Raw genomic sequence first — 25,222 nt, 5'->3', positions numbered from 1 at the left:
GAGGGGCGTGACGACGATGACTGACGCGTCCGTACGCGAGTTCAAGATGCCCGACGTGGGCGAGGGACTCACCGAGGCCGAGATCCTCAAGTGGTACGTCCAGCCCGGTGACACCGTCACCGACGGACAGGTGGTGTGCGAGGTCGAGACCGCCAAGGCGGCCGTCGAACTGCCCATCCCCTACGACGGTGTGGTGCGTGCGCTGCACTTCACCGAGGGCACCACGGTCGACGTGGGCACGGCCATCATCGCGGTGGACGTCTCCGGCGGGGCCGCGCCCGCGGAGCCCGCCCCGGCCGCCGCCCGGCCGGCCCCGCAGCAGCAGCCGCAGCAGGAGCCGCAACAGGAGCCGCAGCAGGACGAGTCCCGGCCGCAGGCCCGCCAGCCGGTCCTCGTCGGGTACGGCGTGGCCGCCAGCTCGACCAGGCGGCGCCCGCGCAAGGGCCCCGAGGTGGCCTCCCCGGCGGCGCCCGCACAGGCCGTCCAGGCCGTCCAGGCCGTCCAGGGCGAGCTGAACGGCCGGGCCCCCGCGGCTCCGGCGCCCGCGGCTCCGGCCGCCCCGGCGCCGGAGCGGCCGCTGGCCAAGCCGCCGGTGCGCAAGCTCGCCAAGGACCTCGGCGTCGACCTGGCCACGGTCACCCCGACCGGCCCGGACGGCATCATCACCCGCGAGGACGTCCACGCCGCGGCGGCCCCCGCGGCGCAGCCGGCCGGCCCGGCCCCCGAGGCCGTCCCGGCGGCCGCCGGGACCGCCCCGGCGGCCGAGGGCACCGCCCGGGAGACCCGTGTCCCCGTCAAGGGCGTGCGCAAGGCGACGGCGGCGGCGATGGTCGGCTCGGCGTTCACCGCGCCGCACGTCACCGAGTTCGTCACGGTCGACGTCACCCGCACCATGAAGCTCGTCGAGGAGCTGAAGCAGGACAAGGACATGCAGGGCCTGCGGGTCAACCCGCTCCTGCTGATCGCCAAGGCCCTGCTGGTCGCCATCAAGCGCAACCCGGAGGTCAACGCCTCCTGGGACGAGGCGAACCAGGAGATCGTGCTCAAGCACTACGTCAACCTGGGCATCGCCGCGGCCACCCCGCGCGGCCTGATCGTGCCGAACGTCAAGGACGCGCAGGACAAGACGCTGCCGCAGCTGGCCGAGGCCCTCGGCGAGCTGGTGTCCACCGCGCGCGAGGGCAGGACCTCGCCCGCGGCGATGCAGCAGGGCACGGTGACCATCACCAACGTCGGCGTCTTCGGCGTCGACACCGGCACCCCCATCCTCAACCCGGGCGAGTCGGCGATCCTCGCGGTCGGCGCGATCAAGCTCCAGCCGTGGGTGCACAAGGGCAAGGTGAAGCCGCGTCAGGTGACCACCCTCGCGCTGTCCTTCGACCACCGCCTGGTCGACGGCGAGCTCGGCTCGAAGGTCCTCGCGGACATCGCGGCGATCCTGGAGCAGCCCAAGCGCCTGATCACCTGGGCGTGAACCGGCAGCACACCTGACGAAGGGGCCCCGCCGCCCGTCGGGGCCCCTTCGTCGTGCCCCGGCGCCGGGTGCGCCGGCCCGCGTGGCGCCGCCCGGCCAGGTCCTCGCCGTGCCGGGCCGCGGGGTCAGCCGAGGCGGGCGAAACCGTGGTTGAGCAGCTTCGTCGCGTCCGACTTGCGGGTGGTGGCGCTGGTCGAGGACAGCACGGTGCCGTAGACCGTCCTGCCGTTGCGGGTCGCGGCGAACACGAGGCAGTAGCCGGCCACCTTGCCCGAGCCCGTCTTCACACCGGTCGCGCCCGCGTAGGAGCCGAGCAGCGGGTTGGTGTTGGTCCAGGTGGGCATGGTCCGCACCCCGCCGGTCCGGGTCACCGTCTTCGCCGTGTACTTGCGGGTCTTGACGACCGCGCGGAAGGTGCTGCTCGACATCGCGCTGCGGGCGAGCTTGGTCAGGTCGCGCGGCGTGGAGTAGTTGGCGCCGTTGCTGATGCCGTCGAACGAATCGAAGTGGGTGTTCTTCAGGCCCAGGTTCTTCGCCGTGGTGTTCATCTTGCCGATGAACGACTTCACCCGGGCGGCCCGCGTGCTGCCGGTGCCGAACTTGTCGGCCAGCGCGTACGCCGCGTCGCACCCGGACGGCAGCATCAGCCCGTACAGCAGCTGGCGCACGGTGACCTTGTCGCCGACGATCAGCCGGGCCGAGGAGGCGTTCTTGGAGACTATGTAGTCGCTGTACGCCTTCTGGACGGTGACCTTGGCGTTCAGGTCGAGGCGCGGCTGCGACAGCACCACCCTGGCCGTCATGATCTTGGTGGTGGAGCCGGTGGCGCGCCGGGTGTCGGCGGACTTGGCGTAGAGCGTCGCGCCCTTCGCGTCGCTGACGTAGCCGCCCTTGGCGGCGATGGCCGGCGCGGCGGCCGCCTGCGCGGGGGCGGCGACGACCGCGCCGGCGGTGATCACGGCGCCGGCGGTGAGGCCGACGGTGACGGCCCGGCGGATCCGGGCGCCAGAAATGCTGCTCATCAAGAGGATTACCCCGAATGGTTAGGTGAAGTCCCTTTGGGTGCGGCCGCGTGGAGAGGGGTCGACAGGGCTGCACGGGTGAGACTCACCACCGGGGCGGAAGGTTGCGCACCGGATCGCGTCGCCCCCGCGCGGGGGCGACGTGCCGTCCGGGGCCGCCCCCGGCCGGTGCCGGGGAAGAGGGGCCTGCCGCCGTCCGAGGCACGGCGTTCTGGCCGCCGTCCGCATCGTGGACCGGGCGCTCGATGCGTACGTGTTGTATCTATCCTGTCGGCATGTCCTTGGCCGTGAAGCATCCCCCCGCCGCCGAACGCGTCTACAGCCACGTCAAGCAGGGTGTGCTCGACCGCCGCTACGAGGGCGGCACCCTCCTCACCGAGGGTGAACTCGCCTCCGCCGTGGGCGTCTCCCGCACTCCGGTCCGCGAGGCGCTGCTGCGACTGGAGGTCGAGGGGCTGATCAGGCTCTACCCGAAGAAGGGGGCCCTGGTCCTGCCCGTCTCGGCGCAGGAGATCGCGGACGTGGTCGAGACCCGGCTGCTCGTCGAGGAGCACGCCGCACGCAAGGCGGTCCCCGCGCCCCCCGGGCTGGTCGAACGGCTGGAGGCACTGCTGGAGCGGCAGGAGCGGCAGGCCGCCGCCGGCGACCTGGCCGCCGCCGCCGTCACCGACCGCTGCTTCCACGCCGAGATCGTCCGCAGCGGCGGCAACGAGATCCTCTCCCGCCTCTACGACCAACTCCGGGACCGCCAGCTCCGTATGGGGGTGGCGGTCATGCACTCCCATCCCGACCGCATCGCCAAGAACATCACCGAGCACCGGGAGATCCTCGACGCGCTGCGGGCCGGGGACGCCGAGACGGCGGTCGCGCGCGTCCACCGGCACGTGGGCTGGTTCTCGCATCTGGCCCGCGGGGAGGTGCGGTGAGCGCGACCGCACCCGGCCTGCCGGGCGATCCCCCCGGCGGCCGGCGCGCCGTCGCCGTGTGGGGCATCGGCGTCTGCGTCTACTTCGTCGCCGTCATCTTCCGCACGTCGCTGGGCGTCGCCGGGCTCGACGCGGCGGACCGCTTCGGCGTGAACGCCTCGGCCCTGTCGACGTTCTCCATCCTGCAACTGCTGGTGTACGCGGGCATGCAGATACCCGTGGGCCTGCTCGTGGACCGGCTCGGCACGAAGAAGGTGCTCGCTCTGGGGGTGGTGCTGTTCACCGCCGGGCAGCTGGGGTTCGCTCTCTCCCCGACCTACGGTTCGGCGCTCGCCTCGCGCGCGCTGCTCGGCTGCGGCGACGCGATGACCTTCATCAGTGTGCTGCGGCTCGGCTCGCGCTGGTTCCCCGCCCGGCGCGGCCCGCTGATCGCGCAGCTCGCCGGGCTGGTGGGCATGGCCGGCAACCTGGTGTCGACGCTGCTGCTGGCCCGGCTGCTGCACCGGCTCGGCTGGACGTCCGCGTTCGCCGGCAGCGCGCTGGCCGGCGTGCTGGTGCTGGTGCTGTTGCTGCTGTTCCTCCGGGACCACCCCGAGGGCCATGAGCCGGAGCCCGTGCCGCACCGGGGGGCCGCGTACGTGCGCCGCCAGATCGCCGCGTCGTGGCGGGAGCCGGGGACGCGGCTGGGGCTGTGGGTGCATTTCACCACGCAGTTCCCGGCGATGGTGTTCCTGCTGCTGTGGGGGCTGCCGTTCCTGGTCGAGGCGCAGGGCCTCACCCCCGCCTCCGCGGGCTCGCTGCTGACGCTGGTCGTCCTCTCCAACATGGCCGTGGGTCTCGTCTACGGCCAGACCGTCGCCCGGCACCACGGCGCGCGGCTGCCGCTGGCGCTGGGGACCGTGGGGGCGACGGCCCTGCTGTGGGCGGTCACCCTGTACTGGCCGGGGGACCGGGCTCCGCTGTGGCTGCTGGTCGTGCTGTGCGCGGTGCTGGGGGCGTGCGGGCCGGCGTCGATGATCGGCTTCGACTTCGCGCGGCCGGCGAATCCGCCCGAGCGGCAGGGCACCGCGTCCGGCATCACCAACATGGGCGGCTTCGTCGCCTCCATGACGACCCTGTTCGCGGTGGGGCTGCTGCTGGACGCGACCGGAGGCGACTACCGGGCCGCCTTCTCGGTCGTGTTCGTCCTGCAGGCGCTGGGGGCCGGGCAGATCCTGCGTCTGCGGCGGCGTGCGGCCCGCCGCGAACGGGAACGCCTGGTGGCCAGCCGCGTGTCCTCGGTCCACGTGCCGGTCTAGGGCGTGTTTCGAAAGTCCCGCCTGCCTGGCGGCGTCTGGCACGCACGCTCGCCGCGTTGTCGGGCTCGCCCCGATACATCCAGTATCGGGGCGACCCTCCGCCTTGCGATCGCACGCACCAGACGCCGCCAGGCCTGCCCTTCGGGCAGACGACGCTACTTTCGAAACACGCCCTAGGTAGCTGGTGTTAAGCGGGGCTTCCTGGGCGTGCGGTGTCGTCACTGGGGCGTCAGGGGCGTGTCGCCGGGGCGGTGCTCCGGGCGGCCCGTGGCCTGGTCTTGAGGCTGTTGAGGGTTTGGTGCGTCCGGGTGCGGTCGTTCGTGTGTGCCCTGGGCCTTGCTGGCCGGTCAGCCGGTGGCGATGGCCCAGTTTCCAGCGGCTGTGGACATGATTCCGAGCACGCCGAGCCGCGCGATGTTGGCGGCGGCGGCCAGCAGGGAGAAGTCGGCGGCGACCTTGGCCCGCCCCCGCACCCGGGCCCGGCGTCCGCCGTGTCGCCGCCGCATGAGGTGGGCGATCTTGCGTTCGACCTTGGGCCGGGTGGCCCGGTAGGTAGCCAGCCAGGCCGGGTCGGCGCTGCGTGCCCGGCCGCGTGCCAGGTGTTCCTCGTGCGGGCCGATGGTGATGACGCGTCCGTCCCTGGCGGTCGTGCACTGGGCCGCGAGCGGGCAGGCGGCGCAGGCGGCCTTGAAGCAGGCCGCCCCACGGCCGTCGGACTTCGGGCGGATGGGGACGGTCACCTGGTTCGGGCAGGTGACCTGCCCCGCCCCCAGGTCGACGGTGAAGGCGTCCTTGGAGAACCGTCCGCCGGGCGCGTTGGCGGCCTGCACTTTGACCATCACCTCGACGCCGGCCCCGTCCAGCTCGGCCAGCAGCGGTCCGGTCCCGTAGGCGGCGTCGCCGTAGACCTCGGCCCGCTCACCCGCGGCCCCTTCGTTCGGGGCGGGCGCGTTCAGGACGTCGGCCAGCAGCTCGGCGGCGGGCTCGGCGTCGCCGGCGTTGCCCGCAGTGACTGCGGTTGCGGTGATGACCTCGCTGTCGGGGTCTTCGGCCACGTGCCCCTTGTAGCCGTCGAAGGACCGGTTGACGGTTTTGTGCCCGTGCCGGGCCTCGGGATCGACCGTGGAGATGACCCGGTCCGTGGCCACCTTCCGGGCAATCCGGAACACTCCGTCACCGTCCTGGTCCAGGTCCTGGCCGAGCACGGTGGCCAGCAGGCGCGCGGCCTGGTCCGCCTCCGGCTCCAGCACCCGGCCCTCCAGCACGGCCAAGAGCGCGTACCCGTCCCGGGCCCGCGAATCGATCAGCGCCTCCCGCTCACCGGCGTCCGTCCAGTCGATGACCGGCTTGGCCGTGTCGGTGTAGGCATCGCCGCTGGTCAGTTGCGCCCGCAGCTCGGCCCGCAGCCCGTGATCGGCCGCCCGCAGCAGGCCGCGGACGGCCGAGCGGATCAGCGTGATGGTGTCCTGCGTGGCCACGGCGTCATAGACCGGAGCCGAGTCCAGCACCCGCCGACGACCCACCAGCCCGGCCTGGGCGGCCACGTCCACCGTCCGCTCGAAGATCCGGTCCGGGCGGGCGGACGCGGCCAGCCGCGCGCGCATGTCCACCAAGACGGTGTGCACGAACCCGGGATGATCGAAGTCCAGCCCGCCGGCGGCGTACTTCCAGCGGACATCGAATGCGAACCGCTCGACCGCTTCACGGTCGGACAAGCCTTCCAGGCGCTGCAGGACCATCACGACCGCCACGATCACCGGCGGCACCGACCTGCGGCCGTCCTCGGCGAACAGATCGGCGAACATCTCATCGGGGAACAACGCCCGGCACTCGCGGTGCAGCACCGCGTAGATCGAGTTCGGCGCCAGCCGACCCTCGCAGAAACCCGCCGTGGAGGAGAGCAACCCCGGCTGCATCGGGGTCCGGCCCACTGCCATCGCTCAACCTCTCCCCACACCCAGCGACCAACACCAAGCAGCCTGGCACACGTTGAAGAACCGACGCGAGCTCACACGATTAACACCAGTCACCTAGTGCCGTGGCAGGCGACGTGTGCCCCGTGGTGACGCCGCCCGGCACGCACGCTCGCCGCACCGCGGCAGTGCCTGCCCGTGCCGGTTGTTCCGGCGGCCCGGAGGGGCGGGCCGTGCGGGCCCGGTCGCGGCGGGCTGTGCGAGGGGCCGCTACGGGGTGACCGTGAAGTTCCTCAGGATCGTCGCCGTCAGCTCCGGGTCGCCCTCCGCCTTCACCCGGTCGGCCACGGCCTCCGGGGCGACCCGCCCGCAGGCGAGGCGGACGTAGGTCTCCCAGTCGAGGGTGAAGGAGGCGGCGGGGCCGAGGGCGGGGGCGGTCTCCAGGGTGCCCCGGCCCTGGATGTCCACCCGGACGGTGCGCAGGAACTCGACGGGCCCCTGCACGTCGAAGACGACGGCCGAGCTGCGCGGAGCCTGCGCCCGGCCCGCGATCACCTCCGGGAGGGCGTCCAGCAGCACGTCACGGGCGACGTGCGCGCCGGGGGAGTCGAGGTTGCCGGGCCGGCCGAGGGCGGTGCGCAGGTCCTGCTCGTGCACCCACGCCTGGAAGGCGTGGCCGCGCATGGACTCCTCCAGCGTCAGCTCCGCACCGAGCGGGCCGCGCACCGTGGCGCCGGGGTCGCGGGACTCGTTGCGCAGCTGGCGGTTGCGGCGGATGACCGTGTACTCCAGCTCGGAGGTCATCTCCGGGGCGGTGTGGTGTCGGCGGACGTCGACCTGCATCTCCATGTAGCGCTGGTGGTCGTTGGTGACGTGGAACAGGTCGCGCGGCAGGGTGTGGATGGGCCGCGGGTCGCCGAGCATCTCGCAGTCCAGGCCGATGACATGGGACACGACGTCGCGCACGGACCATCCCGGGCAGGGGGTGCGCCGGTTCCAGTCCGCCTCCACCAGTCCCTGCACAAGCTCGGATATCGCGTCGATGGAGTGGGTCCAGGCGTCGGCATAGGGCTGGAGGGCGGGATGGAGACTCACGGAACGGACCCCTCGGCGGTCGGTGCACGGGCAGGTGGTGGCGGTTGCCAGTGGGAGGTGGCGGCTGTCGGCGGGCGTCTGGGACTCTTTTCGGCTCTCGCCTTCGCTCGAACCGGGGAGACCCCCAAGTTACGCTGCTCCGAGGCACCCCGGCAGTGCTTTCGTGTGACGATCGTAGGCCCCCGGGGGGACGGTTCGACGGCCAGGACGGTGGTACTGTGCGCGTTTCCCTTCTTCAGATTGCCGTAGACGAGGGCGAATCGGTCGCTTCCCGCAGGGAGCGGGCCGCGGCCATGGTGCGGGAGCAGGCCGGTTCGGCGGACCTGGTGGTGCTGCCCGAGCTGTGGACCACGGGCGCGTTCGCCTACGAGGACTTCGGGCGTGAGGCGGAGCCCCTGGAGGGGCCGACGTACGAGGTCATGGCGAAGGCGGCGAGCGACGCGGGTGTCTGGCTGCACGCGGGGTCGGTGCCCGAACGGGACCCCGACGGGCCGCTGTACAACACGTCCCTCGTCCTCTCCCCCGCCGGTGAGCTCGCGGCCGCGTACCGCAAGATCCACCGGTTCGGCTTCGACCAGGGTGAGGCTGTGCTGATGAGCGCGGGCAGTGAGCTGGTGACGGTGCGTCTGCCGCGCACCACGCTGGGGCTGGCTACCTGCTACGACCTCCGTTTCCCCGAACTCTTCCGTGGGCTTGTCGATGCGGGTGCCGAGATGCTGGTGGTCCCGGCGGGGTGGCCCGAGCGGCGGCGGGCCCACTGGACGCTGCTGGCTCAGGCCCGGGCGGTCGAGAACCAGGCGTACGTCCTTGCGTGTGGAACGGCCGGGGTGCATGCGGGGGTTCCCCAGGCGGGTCACTCGATCGTGGTGGATCCGTGGGGGGAGGTGCTCGGCGAGGCGGGGCCCGGCGAGGAGGTCCTCGCCGTGGAGGTCGACCCCGCGCGGGTCGGACGGACCCGGGAGCAGTTCCCCGCGCTGAAGGACCGGGTGCTGGGGGTGCTGGGGGTGCTGCCGCCGGCCCCGTGAGCACGGCCTTCCCGGGGGCGTCGTCGTTGCCGCACGGTTCCGCGCACCCTGTGACGGGGTGGGCCGGGCTCCGGGGCGGGTGCCGTGCCGCTGTGGCCTGCCGCGCCCCGGCACGCTCCTCGGGGTTTGTGCGAGGGTGCGGTGTCCCGCGGTCCGGTTGCCTGCGGGGTCAGTCCCGGGCCTTCTCCGAGAGGTGGATGGTGCAGACGGCCACGGCGACGAGGAGGGCCGGGTCGGCGTCTTCGCGGACGACGTCCACGCCGTAGGTGTCGCGGATGTGGAGCCATCTGCGGGAGACGACGGCGAGCAGTTCGCCGTCGTACTCCACGACGAACTCCCGGTCGGCGATCCGGCCGCTCACGTCGAGTTCGGTCGTGCCGTCCGCCAGGGACACCCGGTAGTGGTTGCGCAGCAGCGACAGCCGCTTGCGCCGGATCGTCGCGAGCGGCTCGCCGTCCCGCTCGATCACCATCGTGTCGCGCAGGGCGAGCACCTTCTGCCGGATGTCGATCAGTACCCGTCCCCGGGTGTCCTTCAGCTCGAAGGTGTCCCGCAGCCGCATGGCCTTGCCGTCGACGAGGAACACCTTGCTTCCGCGGTCGTCCTCGATCCAGTAGTCGTCGCCGAAGCCGAGGAGCCGTTCGCGTACCTGGAGTCTCATGTCACGACGGATTCCCCGGCGGCCGCTCCGAAACGCCGCCGGTAGGCCGACGGGCTGAGCCCGGTCTCCCGGCGCAGCCGGGCGCGGAGGTTCGCGGCGGTGCCCAGGCCGCTCTCACGGGCGACCGCGTCGAGGCGTTCCTCGCCGCGTTCGATCAGGCGGCAGGCCAGGGCGACGCGCTCACCGGTCAGCCAGGCCAGCGGCGTGGTGCCCAGTTGCGCCTGGAAGCGGCGGTGCAGGGTGGCCGGGGACACGGCGGCGCGGGCCGCGAGGTCCGTGACGGTGAGGGGCTCGCCGAGCCGTCCCTGCGCCCAGGCCAGCAGCGGGCTGAGGGACGTGTCGGGTACCTGCGGCACCGGGCGTTCCACGAACTGGCGCTGGCCGCCGTCCCGGTGCGCGGCGAAGACCAGGCGCCGGGACACCGCGTTGGCGATCTCGGCGCCGTGGTCGCGGCGTACCACGTGCAGGCCCAGGTCCAGGGCGGAGGCGCTGCCGGAGGCGGTGAGGATCTCCCCGTCGTCGACGAACAGCACGTCCGGCTGCAGCAGCACCCGCGGGAAGCGGGCGCGGAAGGAGTCGGCCCACATCCAGTGGCAGGCCGCCCGCCGCCCGTCCAGGATCCCGGCCTCGGCCAGGGTGAACGCGCCGGAGCAGAACCCGAGCAGCCGGGCGCCGCGGGCATGGGCCCGGCGCACCACGTCGAGGACCTCGGCGGAGCGGGGCCGGTCGGTGTCCGGGCGGTTCGGCACGATCAGGGTGTCCGCCTCGTCGGCCGCCGCGAGGCCGTCGACCCCGGTCAGGGTGAAGAACCCGTCCCTCATCCGGGTACGGCTGTCGGCCGCGCAGAGCCGCAGGTCGTAGAGCCGTCGTCCCAGCTCGGGCCGGTCGAGGCCGAAGATCTCGATGGCGCAGCTCATCTCGAACGGGTTGGAGTTCTCGTCGACGACGAGGACGATCCGGTGCGGCCGGCCGGTCCGTCCGGGCTCGGGCGGGGTGTGAAAGGATCGTTGCGGCATATGCGATTCCTAGCACTCGCGGCCGCCGGACGCCACCGCGAGGATCGACGCATGACCAAGCACCCCGCCGCATCCATGCCCCCCGCCGAGTCCGCGGCCCCCGCGGAATCCATGCCTCCCGGTGGATCCGTGGCGTCCGCGGATTCCGTGCCTCCCGCCGGATCCGTGGCGTCCGCGGATTCCATGCCCTGTGCCGAGTCCGTGGCCTCTGCCGAGTCCGTGGCTCCCGGCGGGGCCGTGCCTCCCGGCGGGGCCGTGCCTCCCGCCGGGTCCGTGGACCCTCTGCAGCCCGTGTCCCTCGCCGCCGCCCTCGGCTCCTTCACGCAGCGGTGGAGTCCGCGCATCGTCACCACGGTGAACGACTACGACGTGCGCGTCGCCAAGGTCGAGGGCGAGCACCTCTGGCATGTGCACGATGACACTGACGAGTTCTTCCTGGTGCTGCGGGGCGAGCTGCGGATCGGGCTGCGCGAGCCGGCGGGCGAGCGGACCGTGGTCCTGCCCGCGGGCTCCGTCTTCACCGTCCCGCGCGGCACCGAGCACAGGCCCTTCGCCCCGGTCCCCACGGAGATCCTGCTTCTGGAGCCCACCGGCACCTCCACCGTCGGCGACCGCCACGAGGAGGTTCCGGCGCACGTGGACGCCACCACCGGGCACGCCCTGCGGTGAGCCACCCCCCGTGGCCGTCGCGGTATCCCTCCCGGCGGCGGTGCGCGATGCTGCTGGGCCGGCGAAGGGGAGGGACTGGAGGATCCGGGCCGCAAGTGGCGTCGTGGGCAGGCCGTTCGCGGCCCTTTTCCTCCCCTTGCAGTCGGGGATGGTGGGTGGTGGTGGGTGGTGGTGGGTGGCGGGTGGTGGGTTGGGGGGTGCGGCTACTGGTGGAGGAAGGCGGTCAGGGAGCGGGTGAGGAGGCGGGGGTCCTCGGTGCCGCAGAGTTCGCGGGCGCTGTGCATGGAGAGGATCGCCACGCCGATGTCGACGGTGCGGATGCCGTGGCGGGCCGCGGTGATCGGGCCGATCGTGGTGCCGCACGGCATCGCGTTGTGGGAGACGAAGGTCTGGAAGGGCACGCCCGCCGCCTCGCAGGCCGCGGCGAACACGGCACGGCCCGAACCGTCCGTGGCGTAGCGGTTGTTGACGTTCACCTTCAGGATCGGCCCGCCGTTGACGCGCGGGTGGTGCGTCGGGTCGTGCCGCTCGGCGTAGTTGGGGTGCACGGCGTGGCCGGTGTCGGAGGAGAGGCAGACCGTGCCCGCGAAGGCCCGCGCCCGGTCCTCGTACGATCCGCCGCGCGCGAAAAGGGAACGTTCCAGCACGCCGCCCAGGAGCGGGCCGTCCGCGCCGGTGTCGGACTGGGAGCCGTTCTCCTCGTGGTCGAACGCGGCGAGTACCGGGATGTGCGGGAGGTCCGCGCCGCCCGCCGCGGCCGCGGTCAGCGCCACCACTCCGGCGTGCACCGACAGCAGGTTGTCCATCCGCGGGCCGGCCAACAGCTCCCGGTCGCGGCCGAGGTAGGCGGGCGGCTCCACGGAGTGGGTCATCAGGTCCCAGCCGACGACCTCGGCGGCCGGGACGCCGGTCTCCTCCTCCAGGAACGCGATCAGGTCGCCGTCGTGGACGTCGTCGCCGAGCCCCCACACCGGCTGCAGGTGGCGCTGCTTGTCCAGCTTGAGGCCGTCCGACGAGACCGAGCGGTCCAGGTGGATGGCCAGCTGCGGCACCCGCAGCAGCGGCCGGTCGACCGTCACCAGGCGCGTCGACCCGTCCCGCAGGGTCAGCCGGCCGGCCAGGCCCAGGTCGCGGTCGAGCCAGGAGTTCAGCAGCGGGCCGCCGTAGACCTCCACGGCCACCTGGCGCCAGCCGTGCGCGCCGGTGTCGGGCTGCGGCTTGACCCGCAGGTTGGGCGAGTCGGTGTGCGCACCGATGATCCGGAACGGCGTGTGGGACGCCGCTCCCTCGGGGACGTACCACGCCACGAGGGCGCCGCCCCGCGTGACGTACTTGCCGCCGCTCGTGCCGTCCCAGGCGTCCGTCTCGGCGACCTGCCGGAACCCCGCCTTCTCCAGCTTCTCCGCCGCGCTCGCCACGGCGTGGTACGGCGTCGGGCTGGCCGCCAGGAAGGCCATCAGGTCGTCGGTGTGGCTGCGGTCGGTGCGTGGGGGTTGGGTCATGGGGTTCACCTTAACGACGGACGAGGGCCCGCTCCCCTGCTCGGGGAGCGGGCCCTCGTCGAGGCGGGTGCCCGGTTGCCGGAAGTGTCCGGACAGGTCGGGAAGAGGCCCGGGGCCCGAGCCGGAACGGCCCGGAACGGCCCGGAACGGCCCGGAACGGCCCGGGGCGGACCCGGGGAGCGGTACCGGAGGCGGAACCGCGGGTGGGGGGTGGCGCCCAGAACTAGAACGCGGCTTCGTCGAGCTCCATGAGGTCCAGGTCGGCGGTCCCGGAGAGCTTGCGGGCGAGGGTCACGCCCGGCAGGACGTTGGCCGCGAAGAACTTCGCCGCCGCGATCTTGCCGGTGTAGAAGGCCTTGTCCTTCGCCGAGGCCGTCTGGAGCTTCTCCGCGGCCACCGCGGCACCCTTGAGGAGCAGGTAGCCGACGACGACGTCGCCCGAGGCCATCAGCAGGCGGGTGGTGTTCAGGCCCACCTTGTAGATGTTCTTGACGTCCTGCTCGGTGGCGGCCAGGTCGGTGAGCATCAGGCCGACGATGGCCTCCAGCTCCACGGCCGCCTTCGCCAGGTGCTCGCGCGCGCCGGCCAGCTCGTCGCCGCCGGTGCCCAGCGCCAGGAACTTCTTGATGTCCTCGGCGAGGCCGTTCAGGGCGGCGCCCTGGTTGCGGACGATCTTCCGGAAGAAGAAGTCCTGGCCCTGGATCGCCGTGGTGCCCTCGTACAGGGTGTCGATCTTGGCGTCGCGGATGTACTGCTCGATCGGGTACTCCTGCAGGAAGCCGGAGCCGCCGAAGGTCTGCAGCGACTGCGCGAGCTGCTCGTAGCCCTTCTCGGAGCCGTAGCCCTTGACGATCGGCAGGAGCAGGTCGTTCAGCGCGTGCTCGGCCTTGGCGTCCTCGCCGGTGGCCTCCTTCACGGCGATGGAGTCCTGCACCGAGGCGGTGTAGAGCACCAGGGCGCGCATGCCCTCCGCGTACGCCTTCTGCGTCATCAGCGAGCGGCGCACGTCGGGGTGGTGGGTGATGGTCACCTTGGGCGCGGTCTTGTCCATGAACTTCGCCAGGTCGGGACCCTGGACGCGCTCCTTGGCGTACTCCAGGGCGTTGAGGTAGCCCGTGGAGAGGGTGGAGATCGCCTTCGTGCCGACCATCATGCGGGCGAACTCGATGATGCGGAACATCTGGCGGATGCCGTCGTGCCGGTCACCGATCAGCCAGCCCTTGGCGGGGTGGCGGTCGCCGAAGGTCATCTCGCACGTGTTGGAGGCCTTCAGGCCCATCTTGTGCTCGACGTTGGTGGCGTAGACGCCGTTGCGCTCACCGATCTCGCCCGTCTCGAAGTCGAAGAGGTACTTCGGGACGAGGAAGAGGGACAGGCCCTTGGTGCCGGGGCCGGCGCCCTCGGGGCGGGCGAGGACGTAGTGGAGGATGTTCTCCTCCATGTCGTGCTCACCGGAGGTGATGAACCGCTTCACGCCCTCGATGTGCCAGGAGCCGTCCTCCTGCTGCACGGCCTTGGCGCGGCCGGCGCCGACGTCCGAACCGGCGTCCGGCTCGGTGAGGACCATGGTGGAGCCCCAGGTCCGGTCGACGGCGATCTGGGCCCACTTCTTCTGCTCCTCGGTACCCTCCTCGAAGAGGATGCGCGCGAACGCCGGGCCGGAGGAGTACATCCACACGGCCGGGTTCGCGCCCAGGACCAGCTCCGCGTAGGCCCAGATCAGCGACGGCGGCGCGGTGGTGCCGCCGATCTCCTCGGGCAGGCCCAGACGCCAGTACTCGGAGTCCATGAAGGCCTTGTAGCTCTTCTTGAAGGACGGCGTGACCGGCGCGGTGTTCGTCTCCGGGTCGAAGACCGGCGGGTTGCGGTCGGCGTCGGCGAAGGACTCGGCCAGCTCGTTCTCGGCGAGCCGCGTCAGCTCCTCCAGGACGCTCCTGGCGGTGTCGGTGTCCATCTCCTCGAACGGGCCGGTGCCGTACAGCTTGTCGCGCCCGAGTACTTCGAAGAGGTTGAACTCGATGTCGCGGAGATTCGACTTGTAGTGCCCCATGGCGACGGCTCCGTAGAGAGAGATCGGCGAGGCATCGGTTCCTCGCACCTGATTCACGATTCACGTACCAACAAGTGGATACGATGATGCTACCCGCCAGTAATAAGATGCAACCCCCGGCGGCCCGAGTGTGAGAAGGGTCTACTCGGTACCCTTGCGGCCATGTACGGATACGGCCAGCCCATGGACGGGGGCGCTGCTCAGCAGCAGTACGCCGCACCGCAGCAGCACATGCCCGGCGGGGCCGGCGGTTACGGTCAGCAGCCGCCGCTGTACCCGGAGCCGTCGCCGCCCTCGCTCGCGGACGCCGTGCGGGCCTTCACCACGGGGCAGATGCCGGGGGAGGACTTCCAGCAGGTCTTCGCCACGTCGAAGGTCTACTGCCCCCGCGGCGACAACCCCGGGTTCCTCGCCCTGCACAACACCCAGCAGCCGGTGATCCCCATGTTCACCTCGCTGAAGGAGCTGCGGCGGTACGCGGGCAAGGAGTCCAAGTACTTCGTGATCACCGGCGCCGAGGTGATCGACCTGCTGCCCACCGGGTACGGCTTCGTCCTCGACATGGAGGGTGAGCACCGGATCGTGTTCGACGCGAAGGCCGTGGAGCAGATGGTCGAGTTCGCGATGCGGCGGATGTACGGCTGAGACTCTTGCCCCGGTCGTGGTCGTGGTCCCGGTTGTGGTTGTGGTCCCGGTCGTGGTTGTGGTCCCGGTCGTGGTTGGGGTTGTGGTCCCGGTTCGGGTCGTGGTCCCGGTCGTGGGGCTGGGGCTTGCCTGCCGCGTGTTGTGGTTGTGGTTGCGGCTGTGGGTGTTTGCCGGGCGCTGTTCCGGTTTCGGTGCGGCGCTCTCTCTTTGGTGCGGCGCTCTTGAGGGGGAGCGGTGCTCTCGCTGTGGAGCGGTGTTCACCCGCCTGTTCGCCGGTGTGTCGGCGCCGTCGCCTTACGGAGCGCCGCTCTCGAAGTAGAGCACCGCTCTCGTCGAGGTAGAGCACCGCTCTCGGGGCGGAGCGCTGCTCTCGCTCCGGTCGCTCCGGTCGCTGCGGTGCCCGTCGGTGTGTGAGCACTGTTCTCGCATCTGCCTGCCGCTCTCGCGCAGGAGCACTGCTCTCGCTTCATAGCGTTGGTCCTGTCTCGGAGCACTGTTCACGCGGCAGATCGCTGCTCGCGTCGTAGAGCGCCGCTCCCTCATTGGATCGCCGCTCGCATCTCGGAGCGCTGCTCGCGCACCAGGGCATCGCTCCCGCCGCAGAGCACTGCTCGCCGTCGCAGAGCACTGCTCGCCGTCGCAGAGCACTGCTCTCGCCGCAGATCGCTGCTTCCACCCCAGATCCCAGATCGCTGCTTCTGTCGTGGAGCACTGCTCGCGCGCCCGAGTGCCACTCCCGCCACAGAGCACTGCTCGCATCTCGGAGCGCTGCTCTCGCCCCAGATCGCTGCTTCTGTCGCAGAGCGCTGCTCGCGTCGTAGAGCACTGCTCGCGTCCGAGGTTGCCACGCTCGCGGGGCACGTGGTGCTGCTGTCTCAGGTTCGCCGCGCCGCCTCCGTCCGGTCCTCGACGTGATCAAGGCCGGTTCTCGCGCCCCGGGGGAATGCCCCTCGGGGCTTGCGCGTTGGGAGGGGTAGCAAGAAGTTCAATCGTCAACTAAAATCGAGGCACAAGGAGGTACCGACATGCCTGCAGTGACCGTCGAGAACCCGCTGATGCTGGCCCGCGTGACCGCGTCGGCCGACGCGGTGGCACGTCCCGTGCTCGCCGTCACCACCGCGCCGAGTGGCTTCGAGGGTGAGGGCTTCCCCGTGCGCCGTGCGTTCGCGGGGATCAACTACCAGTACCTGGATCCGTTCATCATGATGGATCAGATGGGCGAGGTGGAGTATCAGCCTGGGGAGCCGAAGGGCACGCCGTGGCACCCGCACCGTGGCTTCGAGACCGTCACCTACATCATCGACGGGATCTTCGACCACCAGGACTCGCACGGCGGCGGCGGCACCATCACCAACGGCGACACCCAGTGGATGACCGCTGGTTCCGGCCTGCTGCACATCGAGGCCCCGCCGGAGCACCTGGTGGTGTCGGGCGGGCTCTTCCACGGCCTCCAGCTGTGGGTGAACCTGCCGGCCCGGGACAAGATGATGGCGCCGCGCTACCAGGACATCCGCGGCGGCAACGTCCAGCTCCTCACCTCCCCCGACGGCGGTGCGCTGCTGCGGGTCATCGCCGGCGAGTTGGACGGCCACGCCGGTCCCGGCATCACGCACACGCCGATCACGATGATCCACGCGACGCTGGCGCCGGGTGCGGAGATCACCCTGCCGTGGCGGGAGGACTTCAACGGGCTGGCGTACGTTCTGGCGGGGCGGGGCAAGGTCGGCGCCGAGCGGCGCCCGGTCCGCCTCGGGCAGACCGCGGTGTTCGGCTCCGGCTCCTCGCTGACCGTCCGCGCGGACGAGAAGCAGGACTCCCACACGCCGGACCTGGAGGTCGTGCTGCTCGGTGGCCGTCCGATCCGCGAGCCCATGGCGCACTACGGCCCGTTCGTCATGAACTCCCAGGACGAACTGGTGCAGGCCTTCGAGGACTTCCAGAAGGGCCGGCTGGGTGAGATCCCCGCCGTGCACGGCATGGACGCGAGCGGCCCGCGGGTCTGACCGGCGGTCCTGTGCGCGGGCGGCGGGCGGCGGGCGGCGGGCAGGCCGTCCACCCGTCGCCCGCCCCTCCCAGGCCGGTCCTGCTCCGGCTCGTCCTTCCCCGGTCGGTGCTCCGGCTCGTCCTTCCCCGCTCGTGCTCCGGCTCGTCCACCCCGCTCGTGCACCGGCTCGTCCTTCCTCAACCTGCCCTTCCCCGGCCCGTCCGGCCCCGGTCCGTCCACCGCGCTCGTGCACCGGCGCTGGCCCGTCCGCCGCACCGTGCACGCCCCCCCGTCCGTCCGCCCCCGTGTCGCCCCCGCCCTGCCCTCGCCCCCGCCCCGCCCCCGCCCTGCCCCCGCCCTCGGCCGGCCGGCGAGCCGGGCGTCCGGGGCGGCGGGGTGCCGGAGCGGGTCTGACGCGGTGTCAGGCGGTGTCACCCGGGCGGGCCGTCCGCGCAGGACAGCCCGGCCGGGGCGTGGTCCGCTGGACGGGTGCAGGACGACTCCGCAGCCCTCCTCCCCCGTCCGGCCCGCCGGGTCGGCGCCTGGTGTCTGCTGGCGCTGCTCGTCGCGGGGGTCGGCTGGGTCGGGGTGCAGCTGTGCGTGGAGTTCCGTACGGCGGTGGTGCCGGTGCTGCTCGCGCTGCTCGGTACCGCGCTGCTGCGGCCGCTGCACCGGCGGCTGGTCAGCGCGCACGTGCACCGGTCGCTGGCCGCCGCGCTGACCTGTGTCGCCGTGGTCGCCGTCGTGGGCGGCGCGGTGTACATCGTCGTCGCCGCGCTCATCGAGACCGGTGATCAGATCGTCGCCTCCCTCAGGGAGGCGGCCCGGTCGGTCGCCCGGCACTTCGGGGCGGCCGGCACCTCCCTCGGCGACCTCGCGGCCAACGCCCGCACCCTGCTGTCCCGGTTCGGCAGCACCGCCGCGTCCGGGCTGATCAGCGGGGTCAGCGTGGTCGGCGAGAGCATCGCCATGGCCGTGCTGGCGCTGCTGCTGGTCTTCTTCTTCCTGCGCGACTCCCACAAGGCCGCCCACACGTTGCGCTCCCTCGCCCCGCAGGGCGGCGCGGAGGTGCTGGAGGCCATCGCGCGGCGGGCCTTCCGGGCCGTCGAGGGGTTCATGCGCGGGACCACGTTCATCGCCGTCATCGACTCGGTGTGCATCACCGCCGGGCTGCTCGTGCTCCAGGTGCCGGGCGCGCTCGGGCTCGGGGCGCTGGTGCTGGTCGGCGCCTACATCCCGTACCTCGGCGCGTTCATCTCCGGCGCGGTGGCCGTGCTGGTGGCGCTCGCCGACCGGGGGTTCGTGATCGCGCTGTGGGCGCTCGGGGTGGTGCTGGCCGTGCAGGTGCTGGAGGGGCATGTGCTCCAGCCGGTGATCCAGAGCCGGACCGTGCAGATGCACCCCGCGGTCGTCATGCTCACCATCACCGCGGGCGCCTCCGTCGCGGGCATCCTCGGCATGCTGCTCGCCGTGCCGCTGACCGCGGCGGCCTTCGGGGTGCTGCACGAACTGCGGTCCCGCTACGGGGCCGCCGGGCCGCCGTCCGCGGAAGCGGCCGGGCCTCCGCCCCCCGGGCCGGGCGGTCCGTCGCCCCCGGACCCGGCGGGGCCGCCGTACGCACCGGGTCCGCCGTCCGGGCCGCCTGCGCCGCCGCCTCCGTCCGGGCCTCCTCCGTCCGGGCCGCCTCCGTCCGGGCCTCCTCCGCCGTCCGCGCCGTCCGCGCCGTCTTCGTAGAGGTCGAACCAGATGCTCTTGCCCTCGCCGCGCGGCTCGACCCCCCACGCGTCGGCGAGCAGCCCGATCAGTACCAGGCCGCGCCCGGAGGAGGCCAGCTCGCCGGGGTGGCGCTTGTGCGGGAGGTCGTCGCTGGTGTCGGAGACCTCCACCCGCAGGCGGCGCGGGCCGTGCCCGTCGACCTCGGCGACCAGGAGCGCGTCGGCGTCGGTGTGGACCAGGACGTTGGTGAGCATCTCCGACACCAGCAGGACGGCGGAGTCGAGCTGGTCGGGGGAGGCCCAGTCGTGCAGCAGCTCCCGCAGGTGCTGCCGGGCGGCCGCGATCCGCTCGGGCTCGGCCTGCGCCACGGTCAGCATGGTGCGCCGGACCGACGGCGCTGCGGCCGTGCCGGCGGGCCCCGTCCCGCAGCCGCAGCCTTCGCCGGGCCGGCACAGCAGCAGGAAGGCGATGTCGTCCTGGCGCCGGTCGGCCAGCGGACCCGGGGTGTGGTGCGAGGACGGCCCGTGCACGGCCTGCACCAGGTCGTCGGCGAGTTTCTCCAGATCGCCGCCGTGCTGTTCCAGGATGCGTCGGACGCGGGTCCAGCCGGTGTCCAGGTCGTGCCCGCCGGTCTCGAACAGGCCGTCGGTGCAGATCATCATGATCTCGCCCGGTTCCAGGGTGAGCCGGGTGGTGGGGTAGTCGGTGTCCGGGTCGATGCCCAGCGGCAGTCCGCCCGCGGTGGAGCGCATCAGCACCGTGCCGTCCGGCATCCGGATCACCGGGTCCAGGTGGCCTGCGCGGGCCGCCTCCACCACCCCGCGGACCGGGTCGACCTCGACGTACAGGCAGGTCGCGAAGCGCAGGTCGGTGCGGTCGTCGCCGGAGTGGGTGATGCCGTGGAGGAAGCGGGAGGCGCGGGAGAGGACGGCGTCGGGGCGGTGTCCCTCCGCCGCGTAGGCACGCAGCGCCGTCCGCAGCTGGCCCATCAGGCCGGCGGCCCGTACGTCGTGCCCCTGTACGTCGCCGATGACCAGGGCGATCCGGCCGCCGGCGGAGGGGTCGCCGCCGGGCAGCGGGATCAGGTCGTACCAGTCGCCGCCGACCTGGAGGCCGCCGCCGGTCGGGATGTAGCGGGCCGCCACGGACAGGCCGGGGATCTCGGGGCCCAGCGTGGGCAGCATGGAACGCTGGAGTCCGTCGGTCAGCTCCCGCTCGGACTCCGCCGCCCCGGCCCGTGACAGCGCCTGGGCCAGCATGCGGGCCACGGTCGTCAGGACCGACCGCTCGTCCGGGGTGAACGCCACCGGGCAGGTGAAGGCGGCCATCCAGGCGCCGATCGTGCGCCCGGCGACGGTCAGCGGCAGGAACGCCCACGACTCGCGGCCGAACTGCTGGGCCAGCGGCCAGGTCAGCGGGTAGCGGCGGCCGTAGTCCTCCGGGGAGGCCAGATAGACGGCCCGGCCGGTGCGCACCACGTCGGCGGCCGGATAGGCGGTGTCCAGGGACATGTGCGCGAAGGGGCCCTCGTCGCCGGGCCGCTGTCCGTGGTGGCCGATGACCGTGAGCCGGTCGCCCGACACCCCGAACACCGCCAGCCCGTCCGGGGAGAACCCGGGCATCGACAGCCCCGCCGCCACCCGCAGCACCTCCGCCGTGGAGCGTGCCTCGGCCAGGGCCCGGCCCGCGTCCAGCAGGAACGCCTCCCGGGAGCGCCGCCAGTCGCCGGTCACGGTGGAGCGGTTCGCCGAGGTACCCGGTGCGGGCTCGGTGACCTCCTGGAGGGTGCCGATCAGTTCGTAGGAGTTCCTGGCGGGGTCGTAGGTCGGCTTGGAGCGGCTGCGGACGACCCGGACGGTCCGGCCCTGCTCGTCCATGATCCGGATCCGGACCTCGGCGAGGGTGCCCTCGGAGACCGCGAGCTGGACGATCCCGGTGATCTCGTTCCAGTCCACGGGGTGCAGCCGGGACCGGACCTGGGGCTCGGTGAGGGTCGCCTCCTCGGCGGGCAGCCCGAGCAGCCGGGCGGCCTCCGCATCCACTCTGACCAGGCCGGTCGACGTGTCCCAGTGCCACAGGCCGGTCGCGAGAGCGGCGAGAACCTGCTCCACGGCAGGCAGGGGCTCACCAGTGCGCATTGCCCCACTTTAAGAAAGAGTGTTCGCTTCCTGCCACCGAAGGGGGTGCGGACGGATGCGGCGGACCTTCCGCGGCCGGCGGGCGGGCCTCCCATCCGGGCACCCGCCACGGGGTCCGGAAAGGGGGCCCGGATCGGAGGCCCGTAAAGGAGGGAAGCCGATCTCCGCGTGCCCGGTACCCTGGGGTTGTTTCACGTGAAACGTGCTCCCGGTATACGTGCCCCCGATCCGCGAAGGCTGGATGAACGACGATGCATCGGTACAGGTCCCACACCTGCGGCGAGCTCCGCGCCTCTGACGTCGGCACCGACGTCCGGCTGAGCGGCTGGCTGCACAATCGGCGCGACCTGGGCGGCATCCTCTTCATCGATCTGCGGGACCACTACGGCATCACGCAGCTCGTCGCCCGGCCCGGTACGGCGGCCTACGAGGCCCTGGACTCCCTCTCCAAGGAGTCGACCGTCCGCGTCGACGGCAAGGTGGTCTCCCGCGGCGCCGAGAACGTCAACCCCGAGCTGCCCACGGGTGAGGTCGAGGTCGAGGTCGGCGAGGTCGAGCTGCTCGGCGCGGCCGCCCCGCTGCCCTTCACGATCAACGCCGAGGACGGCGTCAACGAGGAGCGGCGCCTGGAGTACCGCTTCCTCGACCTGCGACGCGAGCGCATGCACCGCAACATCATGCTGCGTACGGCGGTGATCTCCGCGATCCGCCACAAGATGACGGCGCTGGGCTTCAACGAGATGGCGACGCCGATCCTGTCCGCCACCTCCCCCGAGGGCGCCCGCGACTTCGTGGTGCCCTCCCGCCTGAACCCGGGCCGGTTCTACGCCCTCCCGCAGGCCCCGCAGCAGTTCAAGCAGCTGCTGATGATCTCCGGCTTCGACCGCTACTTCCAGATCGCGCCCTGCTTCCGCGACGAGGACGCCCGCGCCGACCGCTCGCCGGGCGAGTTCTACCAGCTCGACGTGGAGATGAGCTTCGTCGAGCAGGAGGACGTCTTCCGGCCGATCGAGCAGCTGATGACCGAGCTCTTCGAGGAGTTCGGCGGCGGCCGCCACGTCACCTCGCCGTTCCCGCGGATCCCGTTCCGCGAGGCGATGCTGAAGTACGGCTCGGACAAGCCCGACCTGCGGGCGCAGCTGGAGCTCGTCGACATCACCGACGTGTTCGAGGCGAGCGAGTTCAAGGCGTTCGCGGGCAAGCACGTGCGGGCCCTGCCCGTGCCGGCCGTCCAGGACCAGCCGCGCAAGTTCTTCGACCAGCTCGGCGACTACGCGGTCGCGCAGGGCGCCAAGGGCCTGGCCTGGGTCCGCGTCGGCGAGGACGGCGCGCTGTCCGGCCCGATCGCCAAGTTCCTCACCGAGGAGAACGTCAAGGTCCTCACCGAGCGCCTCGGCCTGGAGGCCGGGCACGCGGTGTTCTTCGGCGCCGGCGACGTCGACGAGGTCTCCAAGATCATGGGCGCGGTCCGTGTCGAGGCCGCCAAGCGTGCCGGCCACTTCGAGGAGAACGTCTTCCGCTTCTGCTGGATCGTCGACTTCCCGATGTACGAGAAGGACGAGGACACGGGCGCGATCGACTTCTCGCACAACCCGTTCTCCATGCCGCAGGGCGGCCTGGAGGCCCTGGAGACCCAGGACCCGCTGGACATCCTGGGCTGGCAGTACGACATCGTCTGCAACGGCGTCGAGCTGTCCTCGGGCGCGATCCGGAACCACGAGCCGGAGATCATGCTCAAGGCCTTCGAGATCGCCGGCTACGACCGCGACACCGTCGAGGAGAAGTTCGCGGGCATGCTGCGCGCGTTCCGCTTCGGCGCCCCGCCGCACGGCGGCATCGCCCCCGGTGTCGACCGCATCGTGATGCTGCTCGCCGACGAGCCGAACATCCGCGAGACCATCGCCTTCCCGCTCAACGGCAACGCCCAGGACCTGATGATGGGCGCGCCCACCGAGCTGGAGGAGGCCCGGCTGAAGGAACTGCACCTCTCGGTGCGGGTGCCGCAGCCGAAGTAGGCCGACCGCGCGGAGGCGCCCCGGACCTCGGGTCCGGGGCGCCTCCGCGCTTCCCGGGCCGGTCCCGTGCCCCCGCACATGATCCTGACCGGGGGACGTGTCGCCGCTTCTTCCACCGCCGACAGCGTCAGCCCCACGTCGTCACCGCATCCGGTTCAACGGGCGTTGTCGGCCTGTACCCGAGCACTTCCTGGCCGACGGAACTGACGGTGCGGGACGCCGACCACACACCGCCCGAGCATCCTCACATCACCGTCGAGAGGCTTGAGCGCACCGAACACGGCCGTTTCCTGAGACCTGCAGCCATGCCGCCTTCGCGGAGTTCGGTGATACGGCCGGGGACGTTGATCTCCTGATCGCGGCCCTGGCTTCCCGGAGCCGCTTCACACAGGTCCTGCCACGCTCGAAGGGGAGACGCGTCCCCGAGGATCGTCGTTCTCATGCTAGGCGTCGTCCGGGGGATCGGGTCGGCAGTCGCGGCACCGGCCGGAAGCCGACGGGGTGCGGAAGGGACGGTCGCAGCCGTCGCAGGTCTGACGCGGGGGCCGGGGCCCGGGAGCGGGCGGGGCCGGGGGACGGAGCGGCGGCAGGGGCGGGAGCTGGGCGGTGAGGCGGTGGGCCAGGAAGGCGGCCGGGCGGATCAGGGGTTCCCTCGGGAGGCCGTCGGCGAGGGCGTGGCGCACGGCGGTCGGGCTGACCTCGCGTTCCAGCCAGGAGACGACTCCGGGGGCGAGGTGCTCGGCGTCGGTGGCTGACAGGAGCAGGCGGGGGTCGAGCCGGCGGAGGCCGGAGAGGACGTCGAGGGCCTTCCGCAGGAGCTCGGGGGAGGTGTACGACGGTTTCGGCACGTCGGGGAGGCGCTTGCGGGGCGGTGGCCGGTCCGGTGCGCCCGGTGCCGCGCGCCGGGTGGGCCCGCCGGAGGGGGCGGCCGGGGCGGACCGGTGCCCGGGCCGGTTGCAGGAGACCGTGCGGGTGACGATCCGGCCGGTGCGCGTGCGCTCCCGGTCGCGGCGGAGGTAGCCGTGGGTCTCCAGCTCGCGCAGGGCGGCGGCGATACGGGTGGGACCTTCGGGGAAGCGGCCCGCGAGGGTCTTGATGTCGACGGCGGTGCCCGGACGCACCGACTGGATGTAGGTCGCCAGCCCGATGGCGAGGAGGGACAGCTCCTGGTGCTGGGCGAGGTGGTTGCCGATCACCGTGAAGTTCTCGGTGTGGCGGGCGTTGTCGTGGACGACGCCGGATGCGGACCGCGCGTGGGGGTGGTTTTTGCCCGAGATACGGGACTGGGTGTGCGGGGGCGCGCTAGGGTTCTGGTTGTCCATCGGGAAGCGGCTTTCTTCCTCGGTGGTCAGGCCCTCGCAGGGATCGCTACTCCCGGCGGGGGCCGTCGCATGTCCGGCGTGGTCGATGTGCTGCTGCGGTGAGCGTAAGGCAGGCAACCGGGCCCGAATCCAGCCCGGTTGGGCATATTCACTCGCGGGAGTGAGTTTGCCCGGCGGGAGGGAGGGGTGGGGCTTGGCGGGGTTCTTTGTCCCCAGTGGGTACTTCACAGGGAGCGCAGGCCGGACCGGAGTGCGAGGGATCGGGCTCCGGTGACTCCGCTGCCGGGAGGGTGAGTTCGGCCCAGACAGTCTTGCGAGGGTGCAGCCCCTGAGCGACTCCCCAACGGTCGGCGAGGGCGTCGACGAGCAGCAGGCCGCGGCCGGACTCGTCGTCCGAGGCGGCCTTTCGCGGGTCCGGCAGACGGCTCCCGCGGGTGTCGCTGACCTCGATGCGCAGCGTCGCGCCGACGACGTACAGCAGGAGCCGGAAGCTCCGGCCGGGGACCCTGCCGTGGGTGGCCGCGTTGTTCGCCAGCTCGGCGACGATGTGCGCGGCCGGGTCCGACGGGAGTCCCCAGGCGGTCAGTTGCCGGGTGGCGAGCAGCCGGGCGAGACGGGCGCCGCGCGGTGTGGGCGACAGCAGGACGCTGAAGTTGCGGATGTGGCTGTCGGGTTGGGGCGTTTCTGGAATCACGTCACTCAGCGTGGCCGGATGCGCTTAGCGTGAGTAGTGACGACTCCGTTGCGTACG

At 72.2% G+C, this 25,222-nt stretch carries 18 protein-coding genes and 1 pseudogene; 9 read left to right on the top strand and 10 right to left on the bottom strand.

Translation table 11 applies throughout. From position 1 onward, the window contains the following. Nucleotides 1-7 precede the first annotated feature (7 nt). The gene (locus AC5K6T_RS22550) at nucleotides 8-1,474 is read left to right on the top strand and encodes a dihydrolipoamide acetyltransferase family protein (RefSeq protein ID WP_493211640.1); all 1,467 of its coding nucleotides are present in this window, start codon (nucleotides 8-10) and stop codon (nucleotides 1,472-1,474) included. 125 nt (nucleotides 1,475-1,599) lie between these two features. On the opposite strand, the gene AC5K6T_RS22545 is transcribed toward AC5K6T_RS22550, so the two are convergent. Further along, complete coding sequence (locus tag AC5K6T_RS22545; RefSeq protein WP_493211638.1) at nucleotides 1,600-2,496, bottom strand: D-alanyl-D-alanine carboxypeptidase family protein; 897 nt, start codon at nucleotides 2,494-2,496, stop codon at nucleotides 1,600-1,602. Nucleotides 2,497-2,771: 275 nt separating this feature from the next. Between AC5K6T_RS22545 and AC5K6T_RS22540 the strand changes: the two genes are divergently transcribed. Continuing rightward, nucleotides 2,772-3,422: a GntR family transcriptional regulator gene (locus AC5K6T_RS22540; protein WP_493211636.1), complete on the top strand. Its 651-nt coding sequence runs from the start codon at nucleotides 2,772-2,774 to the stop codon at nucleotides 3,420-3,422. Next, nucleotides 3,419-4,720, top strand: a complete 1,302-nt coding sequence (locus AC5K6T_RS22535) for an MFS transporter (protein WP_493211634.1) — start codon at nucleotides 3,419-3,421, stop codon at nucleotides 4,718-4,720. The genes AC5K6T_RS22540 and AC5K6T_RS22535 overlap by 4 nt, the downstream gene beginning before the upstream one ends. Nucleotides 4,721-5,067: 347 nt before the next feature. On the opposite strand, the gene AC5K6T_RS22530 is transcribed toward AC5K6T_RS22535, so the two are convergent. Next, nucleotides 5,068-6,657, bottom strand: a complete 1,590-nt coding sequence (locus AC5K6T_RS22530; protein WP_493204997.1) for an IS1182 family transposase — start codon at nucleotides 6,655-6,657, stop codon at nucleotides 5,068-5,070. 246 nt (nucleotides 6,658-6,903) lie between these two features. Next, entirely contained in the window at nucleotides 6,904-7,728 is an 825-nt protein-coding gene (locus AC5K6T_RS22525) for a maleylpyruvate isomerase family mycothiol-dependent enzyme (protein ID WP_493211632.1), read from the bottom strand. Between the two features lie 218 nt (nucleotides 7,729-7,946). On the opposite strand from AC5K6T_RS22525, the gene AC5K6T_RS22520 reads away from it, so the two are divergent. Further along, entirely contained in the window at nucleotides 7,947-8,753 is an 807-nt protein-coding gene (locus AC5K6T_RS22520; protein WP_493211631.1) for a carbon-nitrogen family hydrolase, read from the top strand. A gap of 169 nt (nucleotides 8,754-8,922) precedes the next feature. Here the strand turns inward: AC5K6T_RS22520 and AC5K6T_RS22515 are convergent, their stop codons facing one another. Continuing rightward, nucleotides 8,923-9,414, bottom strand: coding sequence for an LURP-one-related/scramblase family protein (locus AC5K6T_RS22515; RefSeq protein WP_493211630.1), 492 nt, complete (start codon nucleotides 9,412-9,414; stop codon nucleotides 8,923-8,925). Continuing rightward, on the bottom strand, nucleotides 9,411-10,430 hold the full coding sequence (locus tag AC5K6T_RS22510; RefSeq protein ID WP_493211628.1) for a GlxA family transcriptional regulator: 1,020 nt from the start codon (nucleotides 10,428-10,430) through the stop codon (nucleotides 9,411-9,413). Before AC5K6T_RS22510 ends, AC5K6T_RS22515 begins: the two co-directional genes overlap by 4 nt. Nucleotides 10,431-10,712: 282 nt before the next feature. Between AC5K6T_RS22510 and AC5K6T_RS22505 the strand changes: the two genes are divergently transcribed. After that, nucleotides 10,713-11,099 carry a cupin domain-containing protein gene (locus tag AC5K6T_RS22505; RefSeq protein ID WP_493212185.1) on the top strand — a complete coding sequence of 129 codons (387 nt, stop codon included), beginning with the start codon at nucleotides 10,713-10,715 and terminating at the stop codon, nucleotides 11,097-11,099. Between the two features lie 203 nt (nucleotides 11,100-11,302). Here the strand turns inward: AC5K6T_RS22505 and AC5K6T_RS22500 are convergent, their stop codons facing one another. Beyond that, nucleotides 11,303-12,601, bottom strand: a complete 1,299-nt coding sequence (locus AC5K6T_RS22500) for a M18 family aminopeptidase (RefSeq protein ID WP_493211627.1) — start codon at nucleotides 12,599-12,601, stop codon at nucleotides 11,303-11,305. Between the two features lie 223 nt (nucleotides 12,602-12,824). Beyond that, nucleotides 12,825-14,651, bottom strand: a complete 1,827-nt coding sequence (locus tag AC5K6T_RS22495; protein ID WP_493212184.1) for an acyl-CoA dehydrogenase — start codon at nucleotides 14,649-14,651, stop codon at nucleotides 12,825-12,827. 162 nt (nucleotides 14,652-14,813) lie between these two features. Here AC5K6T_RS22495 and AC5K6T_RS22490 point away from each other — a divergent pair, with 162 nt between their 5' ends. The 3 genes from AC5K6T_RS22490 to AC5K6T_RS22480 all read left to right on the top strand — a co-directional run bounded on the left by AC5K6T_RS22490 (nucleotide 14,814) and on the right by AC5K6T_RS22480 (nucleotide 19,014). After that, the gene (locus AC5K6T_RS22490) at nucleotides 14,814-15,296 is read left to right on the top strand and encodes an SseB family protein (RefSeq protein WP_493211626.1); all 483 of its coding nucleotides are present in this window, start codon (nucleotides 14,814-14,816) and stop codon (nucleotides 15,294-15,296) included. 1,025 nt (nucleotides 15,297-16,321) lie between these two features. Then, nucleotides 16,322-17,299: a pirin family protein gene (locus AC5K6T_RS22485; protein ID WP_493211624.1), complete on the top strand. Its 978-nt coding sequence runs from the start codon at nucleotides 16,322-16,324 to the stop codon at nucleotides 17,297-17,299. Nucleotides 17,300-17,769: 470 nt separating this feature from the next. Further along, nucleotides 17,770-19,014, top strand: a complete 1,245-nt coding sequence (locus tag AC5K6T_RS22480) for an AI-2E family transporter (protein WP_493211622.1) — start codon at nucleotides 17,770-17,772, stop codon at nucleotides 19,012-19,014. Here AC5K6T_RS22480 and AC5K6T_RS22475 read toward each other — a convergent pair. After that, nucleotides 18,969-21,134: pseudogene (locus tag AC5K6T_RS22475) on the bottom strand (SpoIIE family protein phosphatase); the annotation flags it as partial. The gene AC5K6T_RS22480 and the pseudogene AC5K6T_RS22475 sit on opposite strands and share 46 nt — an antisense overlap. Before the next feature lie 251 nt (nucleotides 21,135-21,385). Between AC5K6T_RS22475 and aspS the strand changes: the two are divergent. After that, on the top strand, nucleotides 21,386-23,149 hold the full coding sequence (gene aspS / locus AC5K6T_RS22470; RefSeq protein WP_493211620.1) for an aspartate--tRNA ligase: 1,764 nt from the start codon (nucleotides 21,386-21,388) through the stop codon (nucleotides 23,147-23,149). Between the two features lie 443 nt (nucleotides 23,150-23,592). Here the strand turns inward: aspS and AC5K6T_RS22465 are convergent, their stop codons facing one another. Both AC5K6T_RS22465 and AC5K6T_RS22460 read right to left on the bottom strand, forming a co-directional pair. Then, nucleotides 23,593-24,471 (bottom strand): helix-turn-helix domain-containing protein, encoded by an 879-nt coding sequence (locus tag AC5K6T_RS22465; protein ID WP_493212182.1) that lies wholly within the window; start codon nucleotides 24,469-24,471, stop codon nucleotides 23,593-23,595. A 148-nt stretch (nucleotides 24,472-24,619) separates the two neighbouring features. Further along, nucleotides 24,620-25,165, bottom strand: a complete 546-nt coding sequence (locus AC5K6T_RS22460; RefSeq protein WP_493211618.1) for an ATP-binding protein — start codon at nucleotides 25,163-25,165, stop codon at nucleotides 24,620-24,622. Nucleotides 25,166-25,222 lie beyond the last annotated feature (57 nt).

The sequence above is a fragment of the Streptomyces sp. B8-7 genome (assembly GCF_058833805.1).
Note: the sequence above shows the minus strand (reverse complement) of the source record. Positions and strands in the feature narration are given on the sequence as shown.